The organism is Vibrio antiquarius, from assembly GCF_000024825.1.
Taxonomy (GTDB): Bacteria; Pseudomonadota; Gammaproteobacteria; order Enterobacterales; family Vibrionaceae; genus Vibrio; species Vibrio diabolicus.
In genome coordinates, this window is the sequence record NC_013456.1 from 694,607 (window position 1) to 711,103 (window position 16,497).

General features: G+C 45.7%; 12 protein-coding genes and 12 tRNA genes. 19 read left to right on the forward strand and 5 right to left on the reverse strand.

Going from position 1 to position 16,497, the window contains the following annotated elements; all coding sequences use genetic code 11:
• The first annotated feature begins 456 nt into the window (after positions 1–456).
• Entirely contained in the window at positions 457–1,989 is a 1,533-nt protein-coding gene (gene gpmM / locus VEA_RS03305; protein ID WP_005395398.1) for a 2,3-bisphosphoglycerate-independent phosphoglycerate mutase, read from the forward strand.
• 82 nt (positions 1,990–2,071) lie between these two features.
• Here the strand turns inward: gpmM and VEA_RS03310 are convergent, their stop codons facing one another.
• The 4 genes from VEA_RS03310 to rsgA form a co-directional block, all read right to left on the reverse strand.
• On the reverse strand, positions 2,072–2,959 hold the full coding sequence (locus VEA_RS03310; RefSeq protein ID WP_012841331.1) for a DMT family transporter: 888 nt from the start codon (positions 2,957–2,959) through the stop codon (positions 2,072–2,074).
• 132 nt (positions 2,960–3,091) lie between these two features.
• Positions 3,092–4,507 carry an SLC13 family permease gene (locus tag VEA_RS03315; RefSeq protein ID WP_012841332.1) on the reverse strand — a complete coding sequence of 472 codons (1,416 nt, stop codon included), beginning with the start codon at positions 4,505–4,507 and terminating at the stop codon, positions 3,092–3,094.
• A 167-nt stretch (positions 4,508–4,674) separates the two neighbouring features.
• The gene (asd, locus tag VEA_RS03320; RefSeq protein WP_005395389.1) at positions 4,675–5,532 is read right to left on the reverse strand and encodes an archaetidylserine decarboxylase; all 858 of its coding nucleotides are present in this window, start codon (positions 5,530–5,532) and stop codon (positions 4,675–4,677) included.
• A gap of 116 nt (positions 5,533–5,648) precedes the next feature.
• Positions 5,649–6,713 carry a small ribosomal subunit biogenesis GTPase RsgA gene (gene rsgA / locus VEA_RS03325; RefSeq protein ID WP_005395388.1) on the reverse strand — a complete coding sequence of 355 codons (1,065 nt, stop codon included), beginning with the start codon at positions 6,711–6,713 and terminating at the stop codon, positions 5,649–5,651.
• 127 nt (positions 6,714–6,840) lie between these two features.
• Between rsgA and orn the strand changes: the two genes are divergently transcribed.
• The 13 genes from orn to VEA_RS03390 all read left to right on the forward strand — a co-directional run bounded on the left by orn (position 6,841) and on the right by VEA_RS03390 (position 8,877).
• Positions 6,841–7,386, forward strand: a complete 546-nt coding sequence (orn, locus tag VEA_RS03330; protein ID WP_005395387.1) for an oligoribonuclease — start codon at positions 6,841–6,843, stop codon at positions 7,384–7,386.
• 156 nt (positions 7,387–7,542) lie between these two features.
• Positions 7,543–7,618: transfer RNA gene (locus VEA_RS03335), tRNA-Gly, on the forward strand.
• Positions 7,619–7,660: 42 nt separating this feature from the next.
• Positions 7,661–7,737: transfer RNA gene (locus tag VEA_RS03340), tRNA-Met, on the forward strand.
• Positions 7,738–7,767: 30 nt separating this feature from the next.
• Positions 7,768–7,843, forward strand: a tRNA-Gly gene (locus VEA_RS03345).
• 42 nt (positions 7,844–7,885) lie between these two features.
• Positions 7,886–7,962 (forward strand) — tRNA-Met (locus VEA_RS03350).
• A gap of 30 nt (positions 7,963–7,992) precedes the next feature.
• Positions 7,993–8,068: transfer RNA gene (locus VEA_RS03355), tRNA-Gly, on the forward strand.
• 42 nt (positions 8,069–8,110) lie between these two features.
• Positions 8,111–8,187: transfer RNA gene (locus VEA_RS03360), tRNA-Met, on the forward strand.
• A 30-nt stretch (positions 8,188–8,217) separates the two neighbouring features.
• Positions 8,218–8,293, forward strand: a tRNA-Gly gene (locus tag VEA_RS03365).
• 42 nt (positions 8,294–8,335) lie between these two features.
• Positions 8,336–8,412: transfer RNA gene (locus VEA_RS03370), tRNA-Met, on the forward strand.
• A gap of 30 nt (positions 8,413–8,442) precedes the next feature.
• Positions 8,443–8,518 (forward strand) — tRNA-Gly (locus VEA_RS03375).
• Positions 8,519–8,554: 36 nt separating this feature from the next.
• Positions 8,555–8,630: transfer RNA gene (locus VEA_RS03380), tRNA-Gly, on the forward strand.
• Between the two features lie 35 nt (positions 8,631–8,665).
• Positions 8,666–8,741, forward strand: a tRNA-Gly gene (locus VEA_RS03385).
• Between the two features lie 59 nt (positions 8,742–8,800).
• Positions 8,801–8,877, forward strand: a tRNA-Met gene (locus VEA_RS03390).
• Between the two features lie 619 nt (positions 8,878–9,496).
• On the opposite strand, the gene queG is transcribed toward VEA_RS03390, so the two are convergent.
• A complete protein-coding gene (queG, locus tag VEA_RS03395; protein ID WP_005395385.1) occupies positions 9,497–10,624 on the reverse strand; it encodes a tRNA epoxyqueuosine(34) reductase QueG in 1,128 nt (375 codons plus the stop codon).
• A 277-nt stretch (positions 10,625–10,901) separates the two neighbouring features.
• Here queG and tsaE point away from each other — a divergent pair, with 277 nt between their 5' ends.
• From tsaE to hfq, 5 genes are all read left to right on the forward strand, one after another.
• Positions 10,902–11,366, forward strand: coding sequence for a tRNA (adenosine(37)-N6)-threonylcarbamoyltransferase complex ATPase subunit type 1 TsaE (gene tsaE, locus VEA_RS03400; RefSeq protein WP_005395381.1), 465 nt, complete (start codon positions 10,902–10,904; stop codon positions 11,364–11,366).
• Positions 11,360–13,075, forward strand: a complete 1,716-nt coding sequence (locus VEA_RS03405; protein ID WP_005395379.1) for a LysM peptidoglycan-binding domain-containing protein — start codon at positions 11,360–11,362, stop codon at positions 13,073–13,075. The genes tsaE and VEA_RS03405 overlap by 7 nt, the downstream gene beginning before the upstream one ends.
• Positions 13,076–13,093: 18 nt before the next feature.
• On the forward strand, positions 13,094–15,106 hold the full coding sequence (gene mutL / locus VEA_RS03410) for a DNA mismatch repair endonuclease MutL (protein ID WP_012841334.1): 2,013 nt from the start codon (positions 13,094–13,096) through the stop codon (positions 15,104–15,106).
• Positions 15,103–16,035: a tRNA (adenosine(37)-N6)-dimethylallyltransferase MiaA gene (gene miaA / locus VEA_RS03415; protein WP_005395375.1), complete on the forward strand. Its 933-nt coding sequence runs from the start codon at positions 15,103–15,105 to the stop codon at positions 16,033–16,035. The genes mutL and miaA overlap by 4 nt, the downstream gene beginning before the upstream one ends.
• A 193-nt stretch (positions 16,036–16,228) precedes the next feature.
• A complete protein-coding gene (gene hfq, locus VEA_RS03420; protein WP_005381379.1) occupies positions 16,229–16,492 on the forward strand; it encodes an RNA chaperone Hfq in 264 nt (87 codons plus the stop codon).
• Positions 16,493–16,497: the final 5 nt, after the last annotated feature.

Sequence of the window (16,497 nt, forward strand, 5' to 3'; positions counted from 1 at the left end):
ATAATTGAGATCTCTATAAACCCTTTATGTTATTGCCGTCCGTGCATTGGACTATGGTAGTTTGATTGTTTTTGCCTATTGGATTTATCGACTTAAGTGATTTTTGTTTTACCGAAAAAAGCGAACAATAGGTACTAACCAATCTTGTTCGATAATGCTTTAAATAAGCGCTGTTTCAGGTGCAAAAACAAGAATCAGAAGCGTAAGAAAACCGAACCTAGACTGGGGTGTACAAAGCGTATTAGGAATGACTATGCTTGTGGAACACGTTTGTCGGCACTGACTCGTTGTTCGCTTAACTTGTAAGATAGCAACAATAAATCGCAAACATTATTTGATCTTAACCTACAGTTTTGGTTAAAAAGTGTAGTAAAATTACGCTAGTTTTGTTTCAAGGTTAGATAGGGCAGCGAGGCCCTACGCCAAAAGTTACTTAAATTTGATGAGGTCATCACTATGTCAGCTAAGAAGCCACTGGCTCTAGTTATCCTTGACGGTTACGGTTACCGTGAAGACACAGCAAGTAACGCAATTGCGAATGCGAAAACACCAGTAATGGATGCTCTGATTGCGAATAACCCACACACTTTAATCTCTGCTTCAGGCATGGATGTTGGCCTTCCTGATGGTCAAATGGGTAACTCAGAAGTTGGTCACACTAACATTGGCGCAGGTCGCGTTGTATACCAAGATCTAACTCGTATCACTAAATCGATCGCTGACGGTGAGTTCGCTGAAACACCAGCGCTTGTTGAAGCAGTTGATGCTGCTGTTAAAGCAGAGAAAGCGGTACACATCATGGGTCTGATGTCTCCAGGTGGCGTACACTCTCATGAAGACCATATCTACGCAGCGGTTGAAATGGCAGCGGCTCGTGGCGCTGAGAAAATCTACCTACACTGTTTCCTAGACGGTCGTGACACGCCACCACGTAGTGCTGAAAACTCGCTACAACGTTTCCAAGATCTATTCGCGAAACTAGGTAAAGGTCGTGTTGCTTCTCTAGTAGGTCGCTACTACGCTATGGACCGTGACAACAACTGGGATCGCGTTCAAGTGGCTTACGATCTTCTGACTCAAGCGAAAGCTGAGTTTACAGCAGAAACCGCCGTTGCTGGTCTAGAAGCCGCTTACGCTCGTGAAGAGAACGATGAGTTCGTGAAAGCGACAGCAATTAAAGCGGAAGGCGAAGAAGACGCAATCATGCAAGACGGTGATGCGGTTATCTTCATGAACTACCGTGCTGACCGTGCTCGTCAAATCACTCGCGCATTCGTGCCTGACTTTGATGGTTTTGAGCGTGCGGTATTCCCGGCAGTTAACTTCGTTATGTTGACTCAATACGCGGCAGATATCCCTCTAGCAATCGCATTCCCACCAGCGTCTCTAGAAAACACGTACGGTGAGTGGCTGTCTAAGCAAGGTCAAACTCAGCTACGTATCTCTGAAACAGAGAAATACGCACACGTGACTTTCTTCTTCAACGGCGGTGTTGAAAACGAATTTGAAGGCGAAGAGCGCCAGCTTGTTGCTTCTCCAAAAGTAGCCACTTACGACCTTCAGCCAGAAATGAGCTCCCCTGAGCTTACAGAGAAACTGGTTGCGGCGATCAAGTCTGGTAAGTTCGACACTATCATCTGTAACTACCCGAACGCAGATATGGTTGGTCACACTGGCGTTTACGAAGCAGCTGAGAAAGCAATCGAAGCGCTAGATGAAAGTGTTGGCAAAGTAGTTGAAGCAATCAAAGAAGTTGGCGGTCAGCTACTTATCACTGCGGACCACGGTAACGCAGAAATGATGGTTGACCCAGAAACGGGTGGTACTCACACAGCGCACACTAACCTACCGGTTCCTCTTATTTACGTAGGTGATAAAGCGGTTGAGTTCAAAGAAGGCGGCAAACTGTCTGACCTTGCACCAACCATGCTTTCTCTAGCAGGTCTAGAAATCCCAGCAGAAATGACGGGTGAAGTGCTAGTTAAGTAATTAACTGACAACTCATAATGACAAAAGCCCGAGTTTAAACTCGGGCTTTTTTGTATCTGGCAACAAGGGCTGGTCTGTAAGGTTATTGAACCAAAATGCCAGCACCAATCACAGCTAGGGCTGCGCCCAACCATGCAAATCGGTTTGGTCGGCGTTTAGTGTAAATCCAGAGCAGCGGTAGCAACATAATTGGCGTGGTTGAAGATAGCAGTGCAACCATACCTACATTTCCTTCTTGCAGTGCGTATAAGATCAGCGTCATGCCGACGGCCATCGCCAAGAAACCGTTAAGCGCAGTAATACCAAATACTCTCCAAGTAATGTGTTGTGTCGAGCGAGCGACTTTGACCCCTAGAACTAACAACATGCTGTGGGCGAAAAATGCACTGATCATTCGAATAGCAGAAGCCGCAACAGGGTCAATGCTGGTTTGCATTACTGGCTTGGCGATGATACCACCCAATGCTTGGCACATTGCAGCGGTTAAGCCAAGTCCAATACCCACCCAGATGTTACCTTTAATGTCTTCCAAGACGTTGTTCACTTGGCCTCTTCGACCAAAGAATATCGCCATCACCACGCCGCTAAATACCAATGATGCGCCCAGTAGTTCTATTGTGGTCATGACTTCGCTAAATAAGAAGTAGCCCAAAATGGCCGAGAATACCGCATGGCAGGAAAACAGTAGTCCGGCTTGTCTTGGTCCCATACGATTCAAGCACGCGAACAGAGCGGTATCGCCAATAAAAATACCAATCAGACCCGACGACATCATTGGCGTTACATGCTCCCAAGAAACCGTTAACCAGCCGCCAGTTATCCAGGCCATTGTTGATAAGATTACGGCCGTACAGCCCATGCGCCAGCGGCTGTAAGAAAAAGCGCCTAGGTGTTGTGCAGGAATGACAGAAATAAGGCTAGAAACTGCCCACAGAAAAGCGGCGCATAAAGCAAGCCATTCGTAACCCATGATGTGTCGACGTCCTTGTAGATTTGAGGAGTCTTAATATGCACGAAATTTAATGGATGTAAAAGCTGCTCTGCGAGGGCAATAGTTGGCGAACAGCTCCATGACAACAAGCTCTGTCACGGAGCTTTTCGATTAAAACAGCACCAGAACTGCGCCATACACGATAAATAGACCAATCAAACCAAGAATCAGCCCCACTTTCGCCATGTCTTTGCTCTCGATTAGGCCTGTTGAATAAGCCAAAGAGTTTGGTGGCGTGGAAACCGGTAAGATCATGCCAAGTGATGCGGAGAATGCGACGACAACCAGTAAACCTTGTAGGCCACCAACCGCAATAAGGCTTGGCATGGATGTACCAATAGCGGCAGCAATAGGCATTAATAAGTTTGCCGTTGCGGTATTAGACATAAAGTTCGCCATTAACCAACATACGACCGATAGGGCAAAGACAACGGCAAATGGTGATAGTAAGCTGTAATCAATGGCGTGTGCCAATGCTTCGGCTAAACCCGTTTTGTCTAAGGCAATACCAATTGCGATACCACCGGCAACCAGCCATAGCACGTCCCAGTTAATCAGCTTGAGTTCTTCTTTTCCCATAATGCCCGTTAAGGTGAACACCGCAAGCGGGATAATCGCAACAACATACGTGTTCATGCCGTGCACTTTTGTCGTCATCCAAAGCACAATGGTTAGTGCAAAAGTGATGTAGACGACGATCGCGCGCCAGCTCTTTTTGAACGTACCATCCAGCTTTAGTTTCATTTCTGGTTCGCTGGACGGAAACAGCTTCTGCAACAAAAACCAAGCAACAGTGAGTTGTATCAGCACAAATGGTAGGCCCATTGTCATCCAGGATAGGAAGTCTATGGCGTTTTCTCCGGTGAGGTATTGGAGCGCTATTGCGTTAGGTGGCGTACCTATCGGAGTTGCAATGCCGCCAGTATTCGCGGCAATTGGAATGCACAGCACCAGCGCTTTAATCCCTAGATCCCCTTTAGGTGCAGAAGCGACGATTGGACCGAGCAGCGCCAACATCATGACCGTCGTGGCAGTGTTGGACATGAACATTGAAAAAACGGCGGTAATGAGCATCAAACCCAGCATGATGAACTTAGGTTGTGTGCCGAATGGTTTTAGTAGCACTCGGGCGAGATTGTTGTCGAGTTCGTATTTGGAAGCCGCGATGGCGAGAGCAAACCCACCCATAAAAAGAATAATGATCGGTGAAGAGAAGGCAGAGAAAATATCTGTGTAAGCAATTAACTCTCCCAAATCATGCCCCGCTGGTGGATTGCGAAATAGATGCAAACCTTTATCCGATATCATGATCAGTTCAAGAGCGATAATAAGAATGGACGTAGCAAAAACGGGGACCGGCTCAAGAACCCAAAGTAGGGCAGCAAGAAGAAAAATAGCCAACAGGCGATGCTGAATTAAAGTAAGATCATCAATAGGAATAGCATCAATCGGCATCATCAAAACACCGAGCGGAATTAAAAAGCACACCAGCAATTTCGCCAGCGTGTTTACACTCATCTTTGGCATTGGCTGCCCCTCTAAATATTCATCCTAAGCGCAGGATAATTGATTGTGGAATGAAGGTCTTAGAGGCAGGTATGAGTTTGAGAAATAGAGGCTAAATTTTGAACGGAATTTTGCTTTTTATCAATAAAAAGAGCCCTTGAGAAAGGGCTCTTTTAACGGGGTTTTGCTTATTTTTTCAAGGCGTAAGGTGTGCCCATTACGGTTGGCTTACCGTTTTCCATACTTGCGTCAAACTCAATCGCGTCTTTGGCAAACAGGTTAATAACAGTAGAACCCAGTTTGAAGCGGCCCATCTCTTCGCCTTTTTTCAAGATCACGGCCTTGTCACCCTCAGCTGGGTAATCCCATTTGTAGACAGTATTGCCACGAGGCGGAGTGATCGTGCCAGCCCATACTTGCTCAATGCTACCTACGATGGTTGCACCAACAAGCACTTGTGCCATTGGACCAAACTCAGTGTCAAAGATACACACCACACGCTCGTTACGTGCGAATAGATTTGGAACGTTTTCTGCCGTAAGTGGGTTTACCGAGAACAGGTCACCAGGCACGTAAATCATTTGGCGCAGTGTGCCGTCACAAGGCATGTGTACACGATGGTAATCGCGCGGAGACAGGTACAGCGTGGCAAAAGATCCATCTTTAAATTCGTTTGCTAAATTCGCGTCACCGCCCAGCAGTTCTTGCGCTGAGAAGTGATGACCTTTTGCTTGGATAAGTTGACCATCTTCAATAGGGCCAAATTGGCTAACACAAGCGTCGGCTGGGTGAGTGATGACGTTTTCGCCTTCAGAAATTGGGCGTGCGCCCTCTTTTAGCTCACGAACGAAAAACTCGTTGAACGTTTTAAAATGCTTAGGATCTGAGTGCTTCGCCTCATCCATGTTCACATTGTATTGTTTGATAAACCAACGAATAACTGCTGTTGTTAGACCGCCAGCTTTTGCTGAAGCCAGTTTACCCATTAGGCGAGTGAGGCCGTGTTGTGGGATCCAGTACTGCAGTCCAACTTTAAACTTGTCCATCTTTAATTCCGATACTTCTGTTAGATTCGCGCTTTAGGGCGCGTGATGTTACTGAAATTTAATTTGCTTGTCAGTATTAGGTGAAGACTTTTTACACAGTTACAGTCTTAACTTAATTACAGATCGGCTTTCTTATTGCGTGAATACTGACGGTTTGCTTTGTTTTCAACCATGCTTTCCAAAATGCGATGGTAGTTTTCAAAGCGAGTTTCGTTGATTTCCCCTTTCTCAACAGCTTCACGTAGAAGGCAGCCAGGGTCGTCATTGTGCTTACAATCTCGGAACTTACAACCGCCTAAGTATGGTCGGAATTCAACGAATGCTTTCGTTACTTCTTCTGCTTCCAAATGCCAAAGCCCAAATTCACGCACTCCAGGCGAGTCGATCAAGTCGCCACCCGTCGGAATATGATACAAGCGCGCTGCTGTCGTGGTGTGTTGGCCTAAGCCAGAGTTCTCGGAAACTTCGCCTTCTTCCACTTCGCTCTCTAGTTCCGGCATTAACGCGTTGACTAAGCTGGATTTCCCTACGCCTGATTGACCAACAAAGATATTAATTCGGTCACGCAGCAGAGTTTCTAGTTCAGCAATGCCTTCTCCCGACTTCTTGCTGACCAGAAGCACTTTATAGCCAATGCGTTCATATTCTTTGAGCCATTCTTCATACATTGCACGATCATCGGCTTCTAGAAGATCGACTTTGTTTAAGACCAGCAATGGTGCGATATTCAGTGTTTCTGATGCTACGAGGTAACGGTCAATAATATTCAGTGATAGCTCGGGCAGTACCGAGGAGACAATGACCATTTGATCAATATTGGCAGCTACGGGCTTTAGGCCATCGTAGTAATCTGGACGAGTGAGCACTGAAGAACGAGGTTCTACCGCTTCAACAACGCCAGAAATGCCAGCCATAGACTCCAAGCCTTCGCGCCATAAAACTCGATCGCCAGATACTAAAGATTCGATACCACGGCGAAGGTTACATCGTTGAATCTCGCCTGTTTCAAGGTCTTCAATATCCGCGTGCTGGCCAAAACGAGTGATCACGAGACCTTGTTTGCTTGCGCCTAGCATGTTTTCATCCCACTGGATGGACTCTTCTTGCTTTTTTAAACGCTTTTGTTGGTTGCTGCGTACGCGTCGCACTTGACCTTTGGTTAACTTTTTCTTCTTTGCCACAATTCTGTACTTTATGTGAATTTACTCAAATGGTTGAGCCGTGATCTTGGCTCTGAGTGAGTATCGTGTTTCCCGTATTTTGAGGTATAGTACCTCTTTTATCGATAAACAAATAGGCGGCGTAACCATGTCCTTTAGCGATCAAAACCTAATTTGGGTTGATTTAGAGATGACAGGGCTTGATCCTGAAACGCACAAAATCATTGAAATTGCTTCTATTGTCACGGATAGCGAGCTAAATATTTTGGCTGAAGGTCCAGTATTAGCGATTCATCAGCCGGAAGAAGAGCTAGCGAAAATGGACGATTGGTGCACCAATACGCATACGGCAAGCGGCTTGGTGGAACGCGTTCGCAACAGTAAAATCTCAGAACAAGATGCGGTCGCACAAACCATTGAATTCTTAGAAAAATGGGTGCCGAAAGGGGCGTCGCCAATATGTGGTAACAGCATTGGGCAGGATCGTCGCTTCTTGTACAAACACATGCCGGAATTAGAAGAGTTCTTTCATTACCGATATGTTGACGTCAGCACTCTTAAAGAATTGGCGCGTCGTTGGCAACCTGAAGTATTAAATGGGTTCACAAAACAGGGAACACATTTGGCCTTGGACGACATTCGCGAGTCGATTGCAGAACTTAAGTACTATCGTGGTACTATTTTCAAGATTTAACTGTTAAGGTTGCGATCCAAATTGTTGTAATTTATATCGCTTTTGATTGCTTTTTCATCGTTCAGTAAAAAAATAAAGTTTTTTTGAAGGAAGGACTTGCATCACAAAAAAATGCTCTTATAATTCGCAGCCCTAAACAGCGGAAACGTTGTTGATGCGACACTAGCTCAGTTGGTAGAGCGCAACCTTGCCAAGGTTGAGGTCACGAGTTCGAACCTCGTGTGTCGCTCCAGTTTTATAGTTCTCACGGTACTTAACGGTGACACAATACGGACGCGGGGTGGAGCAGCTTGGTAGCTCGTCGGGCTCATAACCCGAAGGTCGTCGGTTCAAATCCGGCCCCCGCAACCAAATTCTATCAATAGCGACTGCTGTTGATATGCGACACTAGCTCAGTTGGTAGAGCGCAACCTTGCCAAGGTTGAGGTCACGAGTTCGAACCTCGTGTGTCGCTCCAGTTTCATAGTTCTCACGGTACTTAACGGTGACACAATACGGACGCGGGGTGGAGCAGCTTGGTAGCTCGTCGGGCTCATAACCCGAAGGTCGTCGGTTCAAATCCGGCCCCCGCAACCAAATTCCATTAATAGCGACTGCTGTTAATATGCGACACTAGCTCAGTTGGTAGAGCGCAACCTTGCCAAGGTTGAGGTCACGAGTTCGAACCTCGTGTGTCGCTCCAGTTTCATAGTTCTCACGGTACTTAACGGTGACACAATACGGACGCGGGGTGGAGCAGCTTGGTAGCTCGTCGGGCTCATAACCCGAAGGTCGTCGGTTCAAATCCGGCCCCCGCAACCAAATTCCATTAATAGCGACTGCTGTTAATATGCGACACTAGCTCAGTTGGTAGAGCGCAACCTTGCCAAGGTTGAGGTCACGAGTTCGAACCTCGTGTGTCGCTCCAGTTTCATAGTTCTCACGGTACTTAACGGTGACACAATACGGACGCGGGGTGGAGCAGCTTGGTAGCTCGTCGGGCTCATAACCCGAAGGTCGTCGGTTCAAATCCGGCCCCCGCAACCAAATTCCATTAATAGCGACTGCTGTTAATATGCGACACTAGCTCAGTTGGTAGAGCGCAACCTTGCCAAGGTTGAGGTCACGAGTTCGAACCTCGTGTGTCGCTCCAATATATAGCCCTCATCGTGCTTAACGGTGACGAAATGCGACACTAGCTCAGTTGGTAGAGCGCAACCTTGCCAAGGTTGAGGTCACGAGTTCGAACCTCGTGTGTCGCTCCAATATATAGCCTTCATCGTGCTTAACGGTGACAAAAGCGACACTAGCTCAGTTGGTAGAGCGCAACCTTGCCAAGGTTGAGGTCACGAGTTCGAACCTCGTGTGTCGCTCCAGTTTCTTTTTTATAAATGAAAGCAAAGCCTTCATCATCAACAAAGATGAAGCACTCGGACGCGGGGTGGAGCAGCTTGGTAGCTCGTCGGGCTCATAACCCGAAGGTCGTCGGTTCAAATCCGGCCCCCGCAACCAAATACAAGACGATAGATTGAATACTTATTTATTAGCACAATCCTAAGTCGTCGACGGATGCGCCGCTTGATTCAATTCCTGCTTCTCGCAACCAATCACATCGCTCTTTTCATAATGCTGCGAAGCATGAATCCCCAAAAACTAAATTTTATCCGCATCATATGATGTCGGACGATTTCGTTTGTGTTTAAAACACGATATGAATCGGCTGGCGTACAAGCATGATGAGGTTCTGCATGTTTTATCTACTTTAATTAACAGAGTTATCCACATACGTCGTTCTGTGGATAAGTTAGTTGATAAAGTGTTTTTAGCTTGACTTTTTGCGATGGAGAAGAAAGATCTTTTCGCTGAAGGAAAGTCGAAATAATAACGAAATATTGATTAAGTCTTTGTTAAACAAGAGAAAAATAAGTTTTTTTTCGGATTGGATACGTTAAAATACGATCATTAACTGGTATTTTTTTGATCCTAGTCATTTCTCCAAGCTGTGTTTAACTTTTTTCTGCTAGCTTGTTTTTCTTGAATCTCAAATTTTTTTCCACATTACAAAATTGAGAACAAGGTCATGAATTGAACATGTAAAAGTGCTTTCAATCTCTTGCATATAGACTACGCACTATGCGTCTCTTGGTAGCCCCTTCTCGACTATTCTTATTAAGCGCTGCTTTTTCGTCTCTGTAGATGCTTTATTCTCAATGGGGAGTTGATTAAGTTGCTCGGCCAAAGCCCATTTGATGTGTTCATCAAGTAATTTATTTTCACCTTGTCGACTTTCTAACGCATCAATGACTCGTTGACTGTATTCTGCATTACCAAGTGCGACAGCAATATTACGCAGCCACTGTATATGACCAATGCGACGAATAGCGGAGCCTTCCATATTTTTTAGAAAAGTCGCTTCATCCCAGTTAAACATGTCTACGAGATCCGGGTTTTTGAAACTATCGCGACGATGGAAATCACTCTGCTCCGTTATGTCGGCGTAGCGATTCCATGGGCAAACCAATTGGCAGTCATCACAGCCATAAATGCGGTTACCCATTGGCTTGCGAAACTCTTCAGGGATCACGCCATCGAACTCTATGGTGAGGTAAGAGATGCAGCGTCTAGCATCAACAACTTTGTCTTCAACGATGGCTTGTGTTGGGCATGAGGTAATGCATGCTTTGCATTTACCGCACTGATCAACGCTTGGCTCGTCAACGGGAAGTGGCAAGTCGATAAGTAACTCGCCTAAAAAGAACCACGAGCCACAGTCTTGATCTAAAATCAGGGAATGTTTCCCTGTCCAGCCTAAGCCTGCTTTTTGGGCGAGTGGTCGCTCCAATATTGGTGCGGAGTCGACGAAAGGTCGGTAACCATACTGACCAACTTCTTGTTCAATAAGTTTGCCAAGTTTATTCAGTTGTTTTCTGACGAGCTTGTGATAATCACGCCCTAATGCATAGCGACTAATATAGGCATGATTTTTATTCGCTAGGTTCGAAGCGAATTGTGCTTCTGGTGGTAGGTAGTCCATCCGAACGCTGATCACACGAACGGTTCCCGGGAGTAGCTCATTGGGTCTAGCTCGCATCATACCGTGACGAGCCATCCAGTCCATTGAGCCGTGATAGCCTGCATCGAGCCATTTTTGCAGTGCGGCTTCATGCTCACTCAGATCAACGTCGCAGATCCCAACTTTTTGGAAGCCGAGCTCTTTTCCCCAAATTTTGATTTGTTGTGCGAGTTGTTCGTAGTTCATGCTAACCACCGGAATAAAAGGGGGGCGGATCTTAACGGATCTCTGGCTTTGGTGCTACCCAGTTATGGACGTTTTTGATGCTGTGAATACTGCTTATTGAAGTCATTTGCATATATTCTAAATCTAGGTCGATACTAAGGTGATTAAGATAACGTTCCTTGGATACTTTTTTCGCACATATGACATTTGAAAGCTTGTCTCTCAAAACCAACACGGTTTACTATTCCTGTTCTTTTGATTTTTATATAGTCAACGATCATTAGTTAGAGAAGCATCAATGAGCACGAAACAATTCAATTTAAAAGATGAGCACGAAACGGTTGCACTAGGTACCGCTCTGGCTCACCTTTGTTCGCAACAAACCACAATTTATCTGCATGGTGATTTGGGTGCAGGTAAAACAACCTTTAGTCGTGGTTTTGTCCGTGCTCTTGGCCATCAAGGTAACGTGAAAAGCCCAACTTATACTCTAGTCGAACCGTATCAGTTGGATCAGTGGCAAGTGTACCACTTCGATCTTTATCGTCTTGCTGATCCTGAAGAGCTTGAGTTCATGGGGATTCGAGATTACTTCACAGATGATGCAATTTGCTTGGTTGAATGGCCTGAAAAAGGGCATGGTTTGTTGCCACAACCGGATCTTGATGTGAACATTCGCTACCAAGGTGAGCAGCGTGTAGCCGAACTAACAGCTAATAATGATTATGGTGTGCAGTTACTCAGTCGATTGGAGCTATGTTGAGTTTTTCAAATTTTAGAGTAGTGGCGACGTTTGTCGCCACTTTTCTCCTTCTCATCCCCAATTTAGCATTTGCTAACGTCGTTAAGAGTTTTCGAGTTTGGCCTTCTCCTGATGAAACGCGTGTTGTCATCGATTTAGGCTCGGAAGCTGACTATTCCTATTTCTCTTTATCCGGACCGGATCGTCTTGTCGTGGATTTAAAAAGCACGACCATGCAGGCCAAACTGCCTGTTACTGTTACGGACAGCCCGGTTTTAAAGCTAGTTCGAAAAAGCTCTCCGCCAGAGAAGGGCACCTATCGTTTGGTGTTTGAACTGAAAAAGAGCGTTCAAGCAGAATTGTTTAAATTAAGCCCAACACCTGGCGGGCAATATGGTCACCGTTTGGTGATTGACCTGCCGCACGGTAAGAAAGCATCGACTTCAGCTTCTAAACCGAGCAAGCCAGCGGCGACCAGTAAAGACATGAGTTCAGTACAAAGAGCTCAAGAAGTCTTGATCGTTATCGACCCTGGTCACGGTGGTGAAGATCCTGGCTCTATTGGCCCTTCACGCCGTAAGTACGAGAAAGACGCGGTATTGAGTATCTCAAGAAAAATTGCTGCTCAGCTCGATGCTACGCCTGGGATTAAAACGCGTATGACACGTACCGGAGATTACTTTGTGAATCTAAACCGTCGTGTAGCCATTGCCCGTGAAAATGATGCGCACTTACTGATTTCCATTCACGCTGATGCGTTTACCTCACCGAAGCCTCGCGGAGGTTCGGTTTTCGTACTGAATACTCGTCGTGCAAATACTGAAATTGCTCGCTGGGTTGAGAACCATGAGAAACAATCTGAAATATTAGGTGGTTCGGGTAATGCGTTCTTCACTAAGACCAAAGATCGTAACGTGAACCAAACTTTGTTGGACTTGCAGTTTAGTCATTCACAAAAAGAAGGGTATAAACTGGCAACAGAAATCCTTGGTGAGATGGGGCGTGTTGCGCACCTGCATAACACCAAACCGATTAATACTAGCCTTGCTGTTTTACGCTCTCCTCAGATTCCGTCTGTATTAGTGGAAACGGGCTTTATTTCTAACCCAACAGAAGAGCGGTTGCTGTTTCAACGAGCGCACCAAGATAAGTTAGCTCAGGCGATTACCAAGGCGGTCGTTAAGTACTTAAAAGATAATCCACCAGAGGGTACGGTATTCTCGCCTTCAGCGAAGCCAATAGTGCATACCGTAAAACGTGGCGAGTCGTTATCGGTGATTGCGAATAAATATGGGCTTAGCTCTAAAGCGCTGATGTCGGCAAACAACTTGAAGTCGACTGGATTAGCAATTGGTCAGAAGCTCAAAATCCCTTCTGCTGGCACGATTAAAGTACCAAGTAAACCGATTACTGTTGAGACAGAAACCATCATTCATAAGGTTAAGTCAGGTGAGTTCTTAGGTAAGATTGCGAGTCACTATAAAGTGAAGGTTTCAGATATCCGCCGTGAGAACAACTTGAAGTCAGATACCTTGTGGGTAGGACAAAAGTTGAAGATAACCGTTGCTGTCAAAGACAAGCCGATCCGTAAGCACAAAGTTTCTCGAGGTGAATACCTTGGTAAAATAGCGTCCAAATACGGAGTCAGCGTTTCGAGCATTCGTAAAGCGAACAACTTACGCTCCGATCAGCTGGCGGTTGGGCAAGTCCTTATCATTCCAAACAAATAGGTGAGCTTTTAACTCATTATGACGATTAAAATTTTGCCAGCTAGACTTGCAAACCAAATTGCAGCAGGGGAAGTGGTCGAAAGACCCGCCTCTGTAATTAAAGAACTGGTTGAAAATAGTCTTGATTCTGGCGCAACTCGAATCGATATCGATATCGAGAAAGGAGGCGCAAAGCTGATTCGTGTTCGTGATAACGGCAAAGGTATCGCGAAAGATGAACTCGGCTTAGCGCTCAGTCGTCATGCTACATCTAAGATACATACTTTGGATGATCTTGAAGCCATCATGAGTCTAGGTTTTCGCGGTGAAGCGTTAGCCAGTATTAGCTCAGTCTCGCGTTTGACGCTCACATCGCGTCCTGCGGTACAAGAAGAAGCCTGGAGTGCCTACTCCGAAGGGCGTGATATGCAGGTGAAGCTTAAGCCAGCAGCGCACCCGATTGGCACAACTGTTGAGGTGTTGGACTTATTTTTTAATACTCCAGCGCGTCGCAAATTTCTGCGTACCGAGAAAACTGAATTTGCTCATATTGATGAGTTATTGAAACGCATTGCGTTAAGCCGCTTTGATGTCACCATCAATGTGCGCCATAACGGCAAGATCATTCGTCAATATCGTGCGGCGAAAAATCAGCTTCAAACCGAAAAACGTATTGCAGCTGTCTGCGGTAATGCGTTTGTGCGGCATATGCTCAGAATCGAGCTTGAGCATCAAGGGTTAAAGCTACATGGGTGGATTACCACACCAGAGGGAGCAAGGCAGCAAAGCGATTTACAATATTGCTATGTGAATGGCCGAATGATGCGTGACAAATTAATCAATCACGCGATTCGTCAAAGCTATGAAATGAGCTTAAAGCCAGATCAGTTCGCTGCCTATGTGCTCTTTATTGAGTTAGACCCGCACCAAGTGGATGTGAATGTCCACCCTGCTAAGCATGAAGTGCGCTTTCACCAAGCTCGCTTAGTGCATGATTTCATCTATCAAGCTTTGGCGGATGCACTTGCGCAAAGCGCCGTGATTGATAAACCACAGGTTAATGAATCCGCATTTCATCGTGTCGAACCGACTGAGTCCGAAGAGGTTGAGCATTCGCCAGAGCCTGAAAAAGTACAAGAGCCAGCATCTTCACCAGTACCAGAACGGGTTTATCAAGCGATAGAGAGTACACCGGCTTATCCTGGACGCAGTGATTATGAAGTCAAACCTCGCGATCGCAGTCCTAGGGATACTTCCGTGCGAGAAGCTCGCGTAGTGGAGTCATTCAAACGTAATGATTGGGTGGAATCCAAATCCGCACCAAAGCCGAATCACAGTAAAGAGCGCCATGTTGAGCCAGCACCAAGCAAGCAAGAAGTGCGCGCTTATCACGAGTTGTTGAAAACGCCAGAGTTTGAGTCTCAACCCGTAACGCCGATAGAGCCCCAAAAGGCAACTGCGCATGCATCACTTCCATCGATTAATGCACTAGGCAAAGCGCTAGTGATGGTCGATGAGCAATTTGTTCTGATGAGCAGTGACAGTGGGGCGGCGTTAGTCTCGTTACCTAGAGCGGAATTTTATCGTGTAAAAGGGCAGCTCACTCCAAGCGATGGCGCGCTTAAAGCACAGCCTCTACTCGTTCCTCTATCTATTAAGTTAGAGGCCGAGTTAGTGAAGCTGGCTCAAGATTATCAACAAGATTTGGCGTTACTTGGCATTCAATTGAAAGCGAGAAATGAGCAAGCCTTAATGGTGATGGGCGTTCCCGCGCCGCTACGTCAACAAAACTTACAAAATCTAGTACCAGATCTGTTATCTTACGCGCAATCTTGTGTGAAGGAAGGTATAGCAAAGGCTCAGATGCTGTCTGAGTTGATAGATTGGCTCGCACTGCAGGTCACGACAGTGAAGAGTCATTATACTTTTTCTGAAGCAATTCAAATTATTGCGGAACTTGAACAGCTAAGAGATGGTCAATTGCCATTAGAAGATACAAAATTTGTATCCGCTGTTGATTTCTCTGCCACGATAGCCAAATTAAAACCATGACAGATAAACTACCTTTGGCGCTATTTTTAATGGGGCCAACTGCATCAGGCAAAACTGAGTTGGCGATTCGTCTTCGTCAAAAGTTCCCGGTTGAGATCATCAGTGTTGATTCTGCTTTGATCTATAAAGGGATGGATATCGGTACGGCGAAACCGGATGAAAAAGAGTTAAGTTTAGCGCCTCATCGCTTGATTGATATTTTGGATCCGAGCGAATCTTACTCTGTAGCCGACTTTCGTCGTGATGCATTGAAAGCGATGGATGATATTGTTGCAGAAGGAAAAATTCCACTCTTAGTGGGTGGGACAATGCTGTATTATAAGGCGCTACTTGAAGGTTTATCTCCACTTCCTGCTGCAAATCCTGAAATTCGTCAGCAAATTGAACAAGAAGCATTGACTAAAGGTTGGTCAGTGTTGCACGATGAACTCAAAGAGGTTGATCCTGTGTCAGCAGCGAGAATCCATCCCAATGATCCCCAACGTTTATCTCGGGCATTGGAAGTTTTTCGTATTTCAGGTAAAACTTTGACTGAATTGACTCAAACGAAAGGTGAAAGCCTGCCATACCGAGTCAAGCAGTTTGCAATAGCTCCCAAGGATAGGGCAGAACTTCACCGTCGAATTGAACTTCGTTTCGAAAAGATGATGGAAGCGGGCTTTGAAGAAGAAATGAAAGCGCTACATTCGCGAAAAGATCTTCACCCCGATCTTCCTTCCATACGATGCGTCGGTTACCGACAGATGTGGGAGTATTTAGATGGGGAGTGTACACGTGACGAAGCAGTATTTCGTGGCGTATGCGCGACTCGTCAATTGGCCAAGCGTCAAATCACCTGGTTACGCAGCTGGGATGACTTAACTTGGTTGGATAGCGAGAACATTGAACAGGCATTAGAAACGATGTCGGAAGCAATAGCATCTGATTGACATAGCTGTGTATAATGTGATCGTTTTTGCGTGAACGCACTCTCAAAGGATCTGTTGTTGGCGGTTTTTATACTATGCTGCTAATTACTTAGAGTGCATTTTTGATTCGTTTAGCTCAGATGCAAAAGCAGTATCTTTTGCATTGCACCACTAGCTAAATAATTACAACTACAAATTAAATAAGGAAAATAAAATGGCTAAGGGGCAATCTCTACAAGACCCATTTCTAAACGCGCTACGTCGTGAGCGTATCCCGGTATCTATCTACCTTGTGAATGGTATTAAACTACAAGGTCAGATCGAATCGTTCGATCAATTTGTGATCCTGCTGAAGAATACTGTTAACCAAATGGTGTACAAGCACGCGATCTCAACAGTTGTGCCGGCTCGTCCAGTGAGCCATCACAGCGGTGAACGTCCACAAGGTGAGCGTCCACAAGAGAAATCAGAAGATTAATTCTT

Bases quoted from the DNA above. Each gene is read 5' to 3' on its own strand.
- queG (WP_005395385.1), bottom strand. From the start codon at position 10,624: ATGAACTACGAACAACTCGCACAACAAATCAAAATTTGGGGAAAAGAG.
- asd (WP_005395389.1), bottom strand. From the start codon at position 5,532: ATGGACAAGTTTAAAGTTGGACTGCAGTACTGGATCCCACAACACGGC.
- miaA (WP_005395375.1), top strand. From the start codon at position 15,103: ATGACAGATAAACTACCTTTGGCGCTATTTTTAATGGGGCCAACTGCA.
- VEA_RS03315 (WP_012841332.1), bottom strand. From the start codon at position 4,507: ATGCCAAAGATGAGTGTAAACACGCTGGCGAAATTGCTGGTGTGCTTT.
- orn (WP_005395387.1), top strand. From the start codon at position 6,841: ATGTCCTTTAGCGATCAAAACCTAATTTGGGTTGATTTAGAGATGACA.
- VEA_RS03405 (WP_005395379.1), top strand. From the start codon at position 11,360: ATGTTGAGTTTTTCAAATTTTAGAGTAGTGGCGACGTTTGTCGCCACT.
- gpmM (WP_005395398.1), top strand. From the start codon at position 457: ATGTCAGCTAAGAAGCCACTGGCTCTAGTTATCCTTGACGGTTACGGT.
- tsaE (WP_005395381.1), top strand. From the start codon at position 10,902: ATGAGCACGAAACAATTCAATTTAAAAGATGAGCACGAAACGGTTGCA.
- mutL (WP_012841334.1), top strand. From the start codon at position 13,094: ATGACGATTAAAATTTTGCCAGCTAGACTTGCAAACCAAATTGCAGCA.
- hfq (WP_005381379.1), top strand. From the start codon at position 16,229: ATGGCTAAGGGGCAATCTCTACAAGACCCATTTCTAAACGCGCTACGT.
- VEA_RS03310 (WP_012841331.1), bottom strand. From the start codon at position 2,959: ATGGGTTACGAATGGCTTGCTTTATGCGCCGCTTTTCTGTGGGCAGTT.